Origin of the sequence: Bradyrhizobium sp. 31Argb, assembly GCF_043638955.1 — a bacterium.
Taxonomy (GTDB): domain Bacteria; phylum Pseudomonadota; class Alphaproteobacteria; order Rhizobiales; family Xanthobacteraceae; genus Bradyrhizobium.
The window spans coordinates 1-13,615 of record NZ_JBEGDB010000060.1; the positions used below are offsets into that span (position 1 = coordinate 1).

The following is a 13,615-nucleotide window of genomic DNA, read 5'->3' on the forward strand; positions in this document are numbered from 1 at the left end:
GACACCGATCCGATTCGGTGTCGCCGCCCCAATCCTGACGGTCAGTTCTCCGGTAACATTCTTGATGAGGCAATGCGTGGCTTGGCGCTAATCCGCGCGGCCTACCTCGCGCAGGCGTCGGGACAGGGGCCCCTCGATGACCTAATCGCAGCGGCGCTTGCCAAGGATGGCGAAAATCCTCACGTGCTCCTGGGTGCCTATCAGCTCTACGTCGAGCAGGGCCGTGAAGAAGAACGGCCCGAAACGGCCGAGTGGTTCCGCAAAGCTCTCGCCTTTTCCGGCCCGGATGGCCCGGTCCAATCCTTCGAGATGAAGGAAATCCTTTCGAAGCAAATCGAATGGAACGAGCATACCCGGCAAGTCAGCGAAACCATGATGCGTGGGGATATGCCCTTGGTCGTTGCGGGGCCGGGCCTTCGCACGACGGTCGTTGATATCGTCCTGCGCAACCTCGTTCGTAATGCCAGCCTAGTCGATGGTCGTCGCCGCACAGCAATTCCTCTTTTCAGCGGTCGGCGCTTGCCGACCACGCTCAATGCTCCGGCCTCCCTCGCTCTCGACATTACCGCGGTTCTGGTTCTTGGCTGGCTTGGGCTCTTCCCTAAGGTGTTGGAGACGTTCTCGCAGATAGTGCTGCCCTCAGGCCTCTTGATTGAAATGTTCGAGGGGCGCAAGCGTATCAGGCATACGCAACGAACCCGCCTGCAAAAAGCCATCGAGGTTCGCGACGCTATTGCTAAGGGACGGATCAAGGTGTTGCGCACGTCCAACTTTGCGAGGGACGCGTTATCCACCGAGATCGGCGTCGAGTTAGCTGCATTGCTTCGGGAGGCCGAGGCGACTAAGGGCGTTGTGATCCGGCCCGCCCCCGTGAACAAGCTTGGCCTTGAAGAGCGCACCGAAGCGGACATGAGCTTACATGCAAGCCGCCTTTGCGACATGCACGGCCTACTGAAAGAGCTGAGCGAACTCAACGTGCTGGATCAAGAGGCCGAAGCTTCTGCAAAGCGCTATTTTGATTTTCAGGACCGGGGCTGGGGCAGTTCTGTAGCGTTAACACCCGATAAGCCCATCTTTCTTGATGGACTTTCTCTCGTCTATCTCCAGTACACGGGTTTGCTGCAAACATTCTTGCAGACGTTTCGCAATGTGTTCATCCATTCGTCTACTGAAGAAGAAGCAGACGTTCTCATCGAGTACGATCGTGATGCGAGCGACGTGCTGCGCGTTATCGACGACATTCGCAGCGCCATTCGCCAAGCACACGCCGCAGGTCGCGTTGTTTTCAGCCCCCGTCGGCAGGATGCGGGCGATGGCGACAGCGAACCCATGCAATCAACCTTGAATCTTTTGAGCAATCTTGTTGGAGCAGACGCTGTCGCTTTTGACGACCGGGCCCTGAATAAGGAGCCGATTGCGACGGACGAGACCGGCCACCGCGCCCGCATGTGCAGCACGCTTGATCTCTTGGAAGAGCTCACCAACCGGAAGGTCCTTAGTGAAGATCAATATCGGCACATGCGCTACCGTTTGCGAGCCGCTGGTGCACTGCTTGTTCCGGTTAACTTTGAGGAAATTGTTCTGGCAGCCCAGCGCAATCGACAAAACGAAGCACCGGAATTTCGGGCAATACGCGATGGCTTCGAGCTTGCGCGGGTATCGGAGATGCCCCAGTTTCCAAGTGAAATGCGCTGGTTTATGAGCTACGTTCAGTCGACACGTTCAGCGATCATGCGGATATGGACGACCGAGACCAACGAGCAGCGCGCCGCTATCCTGTCATCGCAAGTCTTCGATCTGCGGCCATTGCCGGAAAACTGGATCGCCCGCTGGGGTGATGAAGCGCCGCCGAACTGGATCAAAGCCGTCCGCCGCGCCTTGATCGGGGGACTCGCCATGCCCGTCGAAATCGATGATCGCGGCAAAATCGAGCCCTACCAAAAGTGGTTCGAAGACGTATTCATGTCGGATCTCCGCGAAACTTTCCCCGACACCTACGACGAGGTAATAGCGTATCTCCGCGACTTCATTCTTATGCCTTGGGACGATGATGACGAAGACCAAGCGACCTGACATTCCGCCTGAGGAGCTTGCCCGACTTCGCGTGACCTTCGGGTTGCGGCGTCTCTCCGCTCCCGTTCAAAGTGCGGTTCTTTCGGACCGCACGATCGCTCATCGGACGGGTATCGGTGTTTCGAATCCAATCCGGCTGCCGGGTGAGATCACCGTCGATCGCAATGTGCTTTTCAAGGCGTTTCAATGCGCAGCCGATGGCGAGGCGATCCCGCCAATCATTGACACGGATGGCGTGACACGGTCCATGCAAGTCGAGACCGAGGGCGACGCCGCGGTTGTCATCTACGAGAAAAACCGCGTTTCGTTCCCGCAAGCCATCCTTCTTGCCGCCGATGCTAAGCGACGGAAAACTATAGCAAGCGAGATGGTCGCTAATTTTACGCTGACGAAGCAGGCACGCGCCAAGTTCTTTAGCCTCGTCGCCAAAGCCGACTACACGCATGATGACTTCTTTTGCGCCTGCAACATCCTTGCAGGCGCGCCCGAACCGTTTGCCGATGCTTTGCGCGAGAAGGCCAGAAAGGGGACGCTCGCAGTGCCCGACTTCTTGCCCAATGAGATAGCTCATTGGGAGAACCTCACTGCGACGCGTCTTACCTCTGAGACCCTCCCGGAATTTATCACTAACGAGCTTGCGGCCGAACAGGTCGCCCGTATTGGCCAAAATCCCGGGGTTGCGATCGATGTGATGTCGCTCACGTTCGGCTCTTTTGAGCTTGTCCCTTGCGAGACACTTCGGGGCGTCAGCTCTGAGGACGTCATAGGGGCGCTGCGACGGCTATTGGACTTACCTGACCCTTACGCCTTGGCATCAGCTCTCGATATTTGCGCTGACCGAATTATCTCCGATGAACGCTTCGTCGCGCTTGGGGACGAGATTCTCGACAAGCTTCTTTCGGAGCCCAGCCGCCTCCTTGGCGATCTGGCGACTCTCGCCACGGCCTTCGTTATCGCCACCGCGCATCTTGCCCAGCATGAGCAATTGAGACTGCAGCCGGTTTACTGGAGACGGCTAGTGGCAGCAGCCCATGCCGCTCTTGTAACGCGTGTCTTGGGTTCAGAGGATGGAGATGAACATCCTCTATTCGATTGGGCAATGCGGCTGCGCGGCAAGACTTTTTATCTCTCAATATTGAACGACGGCCACGTTGAACCGCGCTGGAGGCCCGATTGGATTAGCCCAAAGTTCTTGGCAGCGGATATCCACGGGCGGCTCAATTTTGTATTACAGCGGCTCGGAGGGTCGGCTCCATCAACCTGGCAAAAGAAAATCGACGATGCCAAAAGCGCGATCGTCAAAGACGTGCCGCCGCTAGCTGATGCGTATCCCTCGCTCCTTCAAGGGCGGCGCGCCCCACCTGCCGCGATGCCTTCTCCCGATGCGCCAATCAACGAAATATTCGAGGACTTGATCCAAAAGCCGAACGTCGACAATTTTCTAGCGTTCTTTCAAGTCGCCCAGGCCTTTGGCTTTCCCCAAGAAATGCGTGGTCCTGCAATCGAAGCTATCCACGCCTTGCGCACAGAAGTCGCCACCATAGACCCATTGCTCGTTCGGGGAGCGTTGCAACTTGGCGCATTTGTTGCAGCACTGAATCGCGACGTAGAGCTTTCCGACGCTGTTGCAACGGTCGCATTGGATCGTCTCGTCAGTGACCTCGATCCCGATCGCGTCTTGTCGGCCGCCACTATTCTGATCGAATGCGCGGCAGCCGCTGAAAACCGGCAGGAGGCTTTGACGACGCTGGCCCGCCGCCTGGAGAATGTGGCTTACATCTCTACTGCTGCAAATTTGCCAGAAGCGCTCGATATCTTTCGCATTTTGCAATCAATCAACGAAGAGCTCAGCCCGCTTTTGGCTCGCGCCATCGCGACCGCCCGGCTGGGAATGCCACGCATCGCTGTGGCCTAGAGAAGACCCGCATCTTCGATGTCGGGTGTTAGGAATATTTGTCAAGGCGCCGTTTCAGCAGGTCAGGTGCTGCAGCAGGTCCGAGTGTGCAATGGGTGTCAACTCGCGAATCAGCGCATAACCACCCATTCCTCGTGACGGCGCGCCATCCGGCCGAATTCCTTTGCGCCTTCCTGCGACGGCCGCAGTCGGAAGGTGCGGCATGTTCGGGGTCCATGAGGACCGCCTGCAGTCCCGGCTGCGGCGGATGCCGAGACTGTGGCTAGACTAGGCGTGTCCGCGCGCTGGACGATAAGCATGTGCTGGGGATCTACGAGCTTATGCCGGGAAAAAACTGGCGAAAGTAGTTCCACTCACTTCATCCCTTGCAGCAGCTTCCGCGCTTCACCCAACAACGCCTGAATCTGCCTTCGCTCGGCGATTGCATCCCTGGTGAACAGGCCGTGCTTGCGCGCGTTCTGGTTTGCCTTTGGCGCACCGGATCCCGATGCGTCGCCGTGCATGCGGCAGCGCTTTTTGCCGTGCACCGCCGGCGAGCGGCACGCGCCGCCGCAACGGGTTTTGGCGCCACAACGCAGGCTCGCCAGCATCGGGCCGGTATTTCTGATGTGATCGCTCATGCCTGTGCTTCCCGCTTGGCTTCACCGGAAGCGTGGCCTCGCTTGGAGCCTGCGGCCTTCGGCGCCTTCCGCGCCGCGGAGGCCCGGTTCTTGTCCGAAACGATCACGCTCGCATGCTGCGTGACGTTGCCGAGAATGGCGTTGCCGCCGTCCTCCACCTTCACGTTCTGCACGGTGATGGCGGGCTCGCCATGGCTCCGGTAGCGGTTGAGCGCCTCGATCTGGGCGGGAAACGTGCGGGCGAGCCTGCCCAATGCGCGCGCGGCGCTGTCGTGCTGGGCGAGGTCGTCGGCACTGGCGAGGTGATGGGCACATCGCATCGCCATCACATGAACCGAAACCATCTGCGCCACCAGCATGGCCTCGACGGAATCCCTTGGGCGAATGCTCTTCACCATCGAAATCATGAAGGAGAGGTTGACCTCGTCGGGGCTCCCGCCGCTCACGCTGGCCCTGACCAATTGCCGGAGGATGCCATCCATCGCTTCGCGATCGGTTGCCCCCAGCGCGTTCGCCATGAGCTGTTCGCCGAGCTCCGGATCGGGATGGTCAATGGAGAATCCGTGTGATGAGAGCCTTATCCGCGGGGCTGCGGCAGCTTTGCTGGGGTCGGTTGCGGCGATCGTCTTTGGCATGGCGAGGCTTGGGGCGGTGTTCATGTCGAGACTCCCTGGCACTCGCGCGGCAAGCGCGCGCGGTTCGGCCACGCGCAGGCCATCGTTCGCCGCGCGGAGCCGGTGCAATTTCAATTGTGGGTGAGGATGCGGGTGAGGATTCTTGGACCGCAATCGCAAACCGACGCGCCCGCTATTGCGGACCGACGGGCGTTACAGGATTGCGGAATGATGAAGGAATGCCCCTGATTTGCCCGACGTGTCAAGTTGCTGTCCGAGCGCCCGCGGCCGCCCGCTACTTTGCATGGGGTTATTTTCGATATTTTGGGAGCGTGCACCTTTGAAGGGGAGTTCTCCAACGTCACCCGCAGGCAAAGGCACGGTGCGATACGCATGGTAGCGGGTATCAAGTTGCATGGCCGACCTTCGCAGTTTTGTTCTGAGTGGCGCGCCAGGCCACGATATTCTGCGATGTTCTACGACATTGTACGACGCAGCCCCCGTATGCGGTGGCTTGGTTCGAAATAAGCAGAGTGTCGCGATCCAAAGCTGGACTCGCTCGCTAAAGATGGACGGGCCCCTCGTTTTGGATTGGGAAGCGCACTCCTATTTCAGTTCGAGAACGAAGAATCCGAATGACGGGGGTTCGAGTTCCTCCCCCGCTACCACGGGCCACGATTTTGCACGCCAAACTACGATTTTCTGCGATTTTGTACCCACGATGGTCGCACTCGGCGCGGGTCTCACGCAGTGGCAATCGTGTCGATGAGTTCGATGTAGCGGCATCTCGGGCTGAATCGGCAGTCTACCACTGCAGAGCCCTAGGCGCTTTGGGATGAACAGCGCCGGTTTGATCCGAGATCGATGACTTCCGGTCAGGCCGGACACTGTTTTTGGCACAGAGCGCAGGTTTGCCAACTTGAGCTGGTTCAAAGCTTACGCATTGCTGATCGCCCGCGACCGTCCTCCAGATCGAACACCCGTAGGAGGCGCCAGAGACCAGACCCGAGCATCGACGTGACCACAGGAGTGCGACCGGTGTCGCCGTCGATCTGAACTGTGACGGTCCGGCCGACGATCAATTCGTCCGCATTGTCTTTCAGATCGAGCTTGATCCGGACGGGAATGCGCTGCGCGAGCCTGACCCATGAGAACGTCGGGTTGATATTGGCAAGCATGCTCGCACCCGAACTTCGTTCACGATCTTCGATTCCTCGGGCGATGCTATCAACTTTTCCTCTCAGGGTCGAGCCGCCCATCAACCTGACATCGGCAGCATCGCCTACATGGATGCGTGCGAGCTTGGTCTCCTCGAAATAGCCTTCGACGCGCACGGTATCGGTGTCGATCAAGGCCATGATGCCTCGGCCCGCTGGAAGATAGGAGCCCGGACGCAGATCGAAGTTCGTCACGCGACCGTTCACCGGCGCGCGGATCTCGGATCGGGCCAGATTGAGACGCGCGACGTCCAAATCCGCTAGGGCCTGATTGTAGGCAGCCCTGGCCTGAAGGTCAGCAGCGCGGACGGTCTCGTGCTGCTGTTGAGAAACGACCCCGTCGCTCAGTTTGTCATAGCGGGCGCGGTCGCTCGCGGCTCTCTCGGCGGCGGCTTCCCGGCTTGCCACTACGGCCTCCGCCTGTCGGACGGCCAGGTGGAAACGCTCCGGATCCAGCCGGAGCATGACGTCCCCCTTGCGAACCGCCTGATTATCCTTGATCAGGACCTCTTCGACGAGACCGGAGACGTCCGGCGCAACGGCGACAACGTCGGCCCGGACGTGACCGTCCCGCGTCCAGGGCGCATTTGCGTAGTGGTCCCACATGTCGATGCCGACCGGTGCCGCGATGGTGAGAGCCAACGCGGTGATGACGATGCGCGGCAGGATCGAGCTTCTCGCGGTCATGGTAGTAACGTTCCCAATATAGCGTAGGAGATATCGACGAGGATCACGAAGATGGCGAAGTCGAACAGCGCCGGGTGCCACGCGAAACTCTTGATATCCGGCGACACGAATCGCTTGAGCGCTGCAGACAAAGCGACTCCAAGCCCGAGGGCGCAGACGCAGGCGAAGACAAAGGTCGGCACGAACACACCAGCGATGTTGATCTCTTCGTTCATTGCGTAACTCGGTCGAAAGACGGAGCTTGCGCATTCGGAAAGAGCGCGCGGCGGAGGCCGACCAATGCAGTCAGCCGCGTTCGTCGAATTGCGGGCTCCCATGCGCCGTGCTCGCGCAGTGCCACATCGATTGCCGCGAGCAGGGCCCGCGCCTCGGTCGGATGAAGCTCGCTGTTCCCTGTCGCGAACCATCGAAAGGCGTGCGACAGCTTGGGGGTCAGACTCTCGAGGTTCTTGCTGAGCCGGTCGTCGAAACCCACCACGCTCGATTTCAGGTCGAGCAAGTCCAGGCCCATCTGCAGCGCGGCCAGCGAGCGGCCGGCTTCCGCCTCCACGTCCGTGCCGGACAGCGCCAATCTGGGAACGACCAGGCCGAGGCGGTCGAGCATCACGCCCAGCCACCGCTCGCGGTTCATTGGTCGGCGGGCGCCGGCGAGGATCGCCAGGTCGACCCATCCGTGCCGGAGCAGGCGCCGGGCCGCGCGCTTTGCCGTCACCGAGCGGAATGTACGCACGGCCAGGAACGCGGCAGCGAGGCCGACGACCGCGGCAGCGTTGGCATTGATGAACGAAGCGAAGTCGGCCGAGAACCTGTTTTGAAGATCAAGCGCCCCGATCAGGCCGAGGACGAGGGCCAACGCTTTGAGAGCGTGACGCGGATTGGCCTGCTGATAACCGAGGACGAGGAACGACGGAGCCAGCGAGGCTGCCAACATTGGAAATCCGTCGATCGCCGGGAAGATCAGAAACAGGTAGATGGCCGCGATCGGCAGCGACGCCACTGTCCAGATCGTATAGGACACCAGGGTCGGTGCTGGATCGTCGAGGCTGCTGAAGAGCGCTGCAGCGATCGCTGCGATCTGTGCGGCGGTGGCGCCTTCCGGCCAGGAGGTTGCGATCCAGACGGTGCAACAGCCAAGCACGGCCGCGAAGAGAGCGACGACGGACAAGGCAGCGAGACCCTGATCACGATGGAGATTTCTCCTGGCGCGGCGGATCTTGGGGCGAGGTGCCGCAGTCAGCTCGGAAGTCGCCTTGGATCCATGGATGATCGCGGACAATTCGTGGGCCGCAGCCAATGCTTCAATCAACGCCGCCGATTTGGCGATCGTGCTGGATGCGAGAAGCCTATCCCATTCGTCCTGCGCAGCGGGCAGTGCGGCTTCGAATTCCGCGCAGCGGCGCAGCAACTCGTCCGCGCTCAGCCGCGGTTCAACTGGATCGCGCGCCCATTCGCCGAGTTGCGAGAGAAGTTGATTCAGCTCCGGCGTGCACCGGTTGCCGAGTGCGGCGAGCCGGTCTTCGACCGCCGTCAGCATGGGCAGCACGAGCGCGAGTTTGTCCTGCAAGGCACGGATCGCCGATATCTCCGGCTTTGTCGCAGCCGTGTCGTAGCGGAGATGAGTCGATAGCATTTCGAAGTGGGTGACGTCTGCCGCCAACCGCCAGCGTGCGGAGTCTGCTTTCGTCGGTGCGTGATTTAGCAAGGCATCCGCCATCCAAGCGGAAGCATCGCGAACAGCGGCGTCGATTGACTTCATCAGCGCGCCCGTGACGTCGCGCGGAAACAGCAGGGTGTGGACGATCGTTGCACAGCAGATGCCGAGGACGATTTCCTCGACGCGTGCCAGGGCGGTGTCGAAAACCAATTCCGGAGCAGTTACGCTTGAGAACGCGACGGTCGTCGCGGTGTATCCCGCCAGCATGAAGGCGTAACTGCGGGGCGTCCGGTCCTGCAGGGAGACGTACAGACAGAACGTCGCCCAGCCGGTGATGGCGACGGACATCAAGGTCGGCTGATCGACCAGGATTGGAACCAACGTCAGGGCTGCGCAGGCCCCGAGCAGCGTGCCGAGCAGGCGGTAAACGGCACGCGAACGGACGGCGCCAGCAAGCGGTTGGGCGGTAAGATAGACAGTGAGCATCGCCCAAGATGGCCGCTGTAGCCCGAGACGAAACGCCAGATAGATCGCGAGCATCGCCGCGATGAACGAATTGGCCGAAAACAGCGCCCATTTGGGGTCGAAAGTGAGTGCGGCGTCTCCGAAAACGCGAGACAGAAGGGTTCGGGTCATGTTCCAGGTCGGGTCTGTGAAGCACCTGGACGATAGAACTTGTCGCGCAACGAGAATTTCGCTACTTTACCAAGTAATTGCTAAATCATGACAATGCGCGGCTCTCTCCTCCAATATTACCGTGAATTCGATCCGGACGCGCTGAATCGTCCGGTCGTCGCACTGATGGTCGATACTCAAGAGAAGGAGGACGAGCTCCCGATCCACACACATCGGAAAGGGCAGTTGGTCCTGACACAGCGCGGCGGTGTAACTTGCGAGGTCCCCAGCGGGCTTTGGATGGTGCCTCCGCGATGCGGCGTCTGGATTCCCGGTGGCATGCCGCACAGCAATCGCGTGACTGCCAATGCCAGCATTCACTTTCTGTACGTAGACATGGACGCGGCGCCCGTTCCGACGGAGTGCTGCACGCTGTCGATCACGCCTCTGCTGCACGAAGTGATTCATCGCCTTGCGACGCTGCCGCCGCTCTACGATCCGGAAGGACCAACGGCTCAGATCGTCGCCGTCCTGCTGAACGAGCTCATCGAGATGCCGACCGAGCAACTGCATCTTCCGGTCACGCGTCACTCGAAACTACGCGCGATCGCCGATACCTTGATGGAAAATCCCGGCGATCGCCGTACCGTGGCGGAATGGGGCGAAACCATTGCTCTCGGCGAGCGGACCCTGATGCGCCTTGTCGTCGCCGAGACCGGCATGACGTTCAGTCGTTGGCGTCAACAACTCCATATCATCGTCGCTCTTCAGCGCTTATCCGCGGGAGATTCCGTGCAGTCGGTGTCTGAATCGCTCGGCTACGAGTCTGTCAGCGCGTTCATCACAATGTTCAAGAAGGCGCTCGGCAAATCGCCGGCACGATATTTCTCCGATCGCGTCAACAAACAGGGCGAGAGTGTTGAAAGTGCGGAGCACTTAAGCCGCGAGCGGTCACCGTGAGGATCGAAATCAAAGTCGTTCGTTTCGAACGATTTCGATTCCGAATCCGGACAGCCCTTTGAAGTGATGAACTGATGATGTCAGATGGCGGATGGAGGTTATACCCAGATCTCGCAGAATCTGGGCGCCGACCCCGATCTCGCGCCATTGCCGATTGCGATCGTCCTCCGAGGAGCTTGACGGGGCCAGCGGTACCGGTGGAACGCCAGCGGCACCGTCTCGCAGGTAGATGAGCACGCCGCTTCCGTTCTCCTTGAAGCGCTGCAACACAGCGTTCATCTTCGCTTGAGCCTGACCTGAAAACATGTCGCGTATGATGTTCGGCTTGTAGAAGCGGGTCAGCACGTTCCTGCCATCTCCTATGTCGCCATACACGTACGCAACATGGTGAATTGGATCAAACGGCGATCGATAGGAGTATCCTTGTAGCGGACCGATTAGACTATCGGCAGTGACGCTTGAGACCCGCTCAATTAATTTCTCACGCGCTTGCCGGAAACGGATGATGTCGGCGATCGTCAGGTGCTTGAGGTTGTGCCTGTCCGCAAACTCAAGAACTTGCGAACCCTTCATCACCGAGCCGTCGTCGTTCATCAATTCGCTGATGACGCCAACCGGGGACAAGTTGGCCATCTTGCATAGGTCGACCGCGGCTTCAGTGTGGCCGGATCGCATCAGAACGCCGCCTTCCTTCGAGATGAGCGGAAAGATATGGCCGGGACGCGCGAAGTCACTTGCGCCGACGTTAGGGTTGGTCAGAGCGCGGCAACACGAAGCGCGTTCTTCAGCAGAAATTCCAGTGCCGCCATCAGGTTTATAGTCGATTGAAACGGTAAAGGCGGTGGCATGGTTGGCGTCGTTGTTGTTGACCATTGGATCAAGTCTCAGACGACGCGCGTGTTCGGAGGTGATGGGCGCGCAGACGATGCCGGACGTGTGGCGGATGATGAACGCCATCTTTTCGGCGGTGCATAGCGATGCCGCCACGACGAGGTCGCCCTCGCCTTCGCGATCGTCATCGTCAGTAACGACGACTATCTCCCCATCGGAGAGGGCTTTCAAAACGTCGGAAATCGAAGCCGTCATGTGCCGCTCGCACCAGCTCGGTCGTCAGAGACCGGTCACGCTATGGCTGAGGGTGCGGAAGGCCTCACCGCCCATCGCGCTATCACCCCGTGCTTGGGCGGCCGAGTCGTACCGAGGCTTCGCGGGCCTCTCCATATACTTCGAAGTACTATTGCACGCCTTGATCGTGACCGGACGGCTGGTGTCAATCGGGAGCACCGTCTTGTGGGAGATCCGCTTCAGCGCCAGATTTGAACGAATGCTCGAGACGCCGGGTATACGCGAGATCTTGTTGACGATGAGGTCTTCGAGGTCCTCTATGTCGGAAACCATGACACGGAGCAGATAGTCGCTGTCTCCCGTCATTAGGTAACACTCCATGACTTGGCTCAGGCGATCAATCGCGCGCGTGAAACTATCTAGAGATAGCTGGACTTGCTTCTCAAGCTTGACCTGGATGAACGCGGTTACGCCGATGCCGAGTACGGCCGGATCCAGTACCGCAATTCGCCGATCGATCACGCCGAGTTTTTCAAGTGTCTTAACTCGAGCAAGGCAGGGCGATGGTGAAAGATTGACGCGGGAGGCAAGCTCGACATTGGTCAAGCTCGCGTTCTGCTGCAGTTCATTCAGGATCTTTATGTCGATCCTGTCGAGAGCCGTCGTTGTCATGTCGTTGTCTCCTCCAAGGCAAACGGTCGCTTTATCGAGGCCCGGTCCCGCGCCTTATGTCGCGCGGTGACATCTCGATGACACGGATGCTAACCGCCGGCTGGGTTGCGGAATTTCGATAAAATGACGACTTGTATCGCAAAACAGTCAATCGCGATATGCGTCTCGCGGGAGCACAGTGCGACTGTCCTAAAAATAAGCGCGGATGCGTCTGAAAATACGTCAAGTGGCTCCGATAATGAGCATAAGACGCATCGAGGGATCTCGGCGATGGCTCCTCGATATGATCTGCTGCGCGACACCTTGAAATCCGGCGCACGTTTGGAATGACGGACGATCACGCTCGAATAAGTCATGCGATCTCATCACGAGCGAGCATGTAGGACAGAAGCGCCATCAGGTCGCGCGGGTGCAGCATAAAATGCTGATCAACAATGTGAGCGACGGGGTGTTTGAACATTAATGCTGGGAAGGCAGCGCGATTATTATTGGATAATCGCAGGAAATCTTCGATCGGCGGACCTGCGATGAATCGGAGCCAGGAAAGTGAAACTCAAGCAAGTCTATCTCACTGCCATCGAACCTGAAGGTCTTGCCAGGTTCTACGAAGCTCTGGGATTGACGATCCGCTTCGCGGACACCGGAAAGTGGATTCAGTTCGCAGACGATAAGACCGCTTTCTGCATCGCAGGTCCGACCGAGTCCGTGTCTGGTCAGTCACGGAATGTCGTTGCCGTCTTCGAGGTCGAAGATCTGGAAGCGACAATCGAACGCGCACGGGCTGCGGGCGCTGAGGTGTTCGGTGAAATTCGCGACATGGGCGCGCACGGCAGAGTGGTGCAGGTAAGAGATCCGCAAGGCAACACGATTCAGCTCTATCAGGCCACAAATAGATACAGCAGGGGCGGATCCTGCTGATTGAACTTGACCTGCCAAATCGAGGCAATTGACCACCATAACCTCTCGAGTGTCGCTAATGCCTGTTCAAGAAGCTCCATTGCTCAGCGCGGCGGAATTTCTCAGCGCAATGCGAAACGTGCCTGGCGCCGTTTCGATCGTCACCACCGGTAGGCGGCCGAGCAGGCACGGTCTGACGTTGACCGCAGGCTGTTCATTGTCGACTGAGCCGTCAAGCGTGCTCGTCTGCGTCAATAAGTCCGCTGGCGCGCACGATACTATCAAGAATAGCCGATTGTTCTGCTGGAATATTCTGGCGGCGCATCATTCCGCGCTGGCCCAGAAATTTGCTGGGCAGGACGGGAGCAAGGGCGACATACGATTTACTGAAGGCTCGTGGCGAGAGCTTGTCACGGGAGCGCCAAGCCTGATCGAGGCGATCTGCAGTTTTGATTGCTGCGTTGTCGAGACGCACGATGCGGGGAGCCACACGATATTTGTCGGCGAGGTCGTGGCGCAGGCGACAAACGCCGATCGGGAGCCTCTTGTCTATGTGAGGGGCGCATTTGCAGTGCCCAGAATTCAAGACCCACGACACTAGTTTAGTGCGAGACAACGATGCCGCG

General features: G+C 59.2%; 12 protein-coding genes. 5 read left to right on the forward strand and 7 right to left on the reverse strand.

Annotated features, from left to right (window positions below; genetic code table 11):
- Together AAFX91_RS14560 and AAFX91_RS14565 are read left to right on the forward strand one after the other, a co-directional pair.
- Positions 1 to 2,073 (forward strand): hypothetical protein (locus AAFX91_RS14560; protein WP_394566926.1); only part of this gene is annotated, 2,073 nt, incomplete at its 5' end.
- Positions 2,051 to 3,988, forward strand: a complete 1,938-nt coding sequence (locus AAFX91_RS14565) for a hypothetical protein (RefSeq protein ID WP_394566927.1) — start codon at positions 2,051 to 2,053, stop codon at positions 3,986 to 3,988. The genes AAFX91_RS14560 and AAFX91_RS14565, both read left to right, overlap by 23 nt.
- A gap of 353 nt (positions 3,989 to 4,341) precedes the next feature.
- Here the strand turns inward: AAFX91_RS14565 and AAFX91_RS14570 are convergent, their stop codons facing one another.
- From AAFX91_RS14570 to AAFX91_RS14590, 5 genes are all read right to left on the reverse strand, one after another.
- Positions 4,342 to 4,608, reverse strand: coding sequence for an HGGxSTG domain-containing protein (locus AAFX91_RS14570; RefSeq protein WP_394566928.1), 267 nt, complete (start codon positions 4,606 to 4,608; stop codon positions 4,342 to 4,344).
- Positions 4,605 to 5,267 (reverse strand): hypothetical protein, encoded by a 663-nt coding sequence (locus tag AAFX91_RS14575; protein WP_394566929.1) that lies wholly within the window; start codon positions 5,265 to 5,267, stop codon positions 4,605 to 4,607. Before AAFX91_RS14575 ends, AAFX91_RS14570 begins: the two co-directional genes overlap by 4 nt.
- A gap of 884 nt (positions 5,268 to 6,151) precedes the next feature.
- Positions 6,152 to 7,126: an efflux RND transporter periplasmic adaptor subunit gene (locus tag AAFX91_RS14580; RefSeq protein ID WP_394566930.1), complete on the reverse strand. Its 975-nt coding sequence runs from the start codon at positions 7,124 to 7,126 to the stop codon at positions 6,152 to 6,154.
- The gene (locus AAFX91_RS14585; RefSeq protein WP_282531718.1) at positions 7,123 to 7,341 is read right to left on the reverse strand and encodes a DUF1656 domain-containing protein; all 219 of its coding nucleotides are present in this window, start codon (positions 7,339 to 7,341) and stop codon (positions 7,123 to 7,125) included. The genes AAFX91_RS14580 and AAFX91_RS14585 overlap by 4 nt, the downstream gene beginning before the upstream one ends.
- The gene (locus AAFX91_RS14590) at positions 7,338 to 9,416 is read right to left on the reverse strand and encodes an FUSC family protein (protein WP_394566931.1); all 2,079 of its coding nucleotides are present in this window, start codon (positions 9,414 to 9,416) and stop codon (positions 7,338 to 7,340) included. The genes AAFX91_RS14585 and AAFX91_RS14590 overlap by 4 nt, the downstream gene beginning before the upstream one ends.
- Positions 9,417 to 9,509: 93 nt before the next feature.
- Between AAFX91_RS14590 and AAFX91_RS14595 the strand changes: the two genes are divergently transcribed.
- Positions 9,510 to 10,355 (forward strand): helix-turn-helix domain-containing protein, encoded by an 846-nt coding sequence (locus AAFX91_RS14595; protein WP_130577218.1) that lies wholly within the window; start codon positions 9,510 to 9,512, stop codon positions 10,353 to 10,355.
- A gap of 9 nt (positions 10,356 to 10,364) precedes the next feature.
- Here AAFX91_RS14595 and ribB read toward each other — a convergent pair whose 3' ends face one another.
- Both ribB and AAFX91_RS14605 read right to left on the reverse strand, forming a co-directional pair.
- The gene (gene ribB / locus AAFX91_RS14600; RefSeq protein WP_394566932.1) at positions 10,365 to 11,441 is read right to left on the reverse strand and encodes a 3,4-dihydroxy-2-butanone-4-phosphate synthase; all 1,077 of its coding nucleotides are present in this window, start codon (positions 11,439 to 11,441) and stop codon (positions 10,365 to 10,367) included.
- A gap of 24 nt (positions 11,442 to 11,465) precedes the next feature.
- Positions 11,466 to 12,092, reverse strand: coding sequence for an Lrp/AsnC family transcriptional regulator (locus AAFX91_RS14605; RefSeq protein ID WP_282531715.1), 627 nt, complete (start codon positions 12,090 to 12,092; stop codon positions 11,466 to 11,468).
- Positions 12,093 to 12,638: 546 nt separating this feature from the next.
- On the opposite strand from AAFX91_RS14605, the gene AAFX91_RS14610 reads away from it, so the two are divergent.
- A complete protein-coding gene (locus tag AAFX91_RS14610) occupies positions 12,639 to 13,010 on the forward strand; it encodes a VOC family protein (RefSeq protein WP_282531714.1) in 372 nt (123 codons plus the stop codon).
- Positions 13,011 to 13,068: 58 nt separating this feature from the next.
- On the forward strand, positions 13,069 to 13,590 hold the full coding sequence (locus AAFX91_RS14615) for a flavin reductase family protein (RefSeq protein WP_394566933.1): 522 nt from the start codon (positions 13,069 to 13,071) through the stop codon (positions 13,588 to 13,590).
- The last annotated feature ends 25 nt before the right edge of the window (positions 13,591 to 13,615 follow it).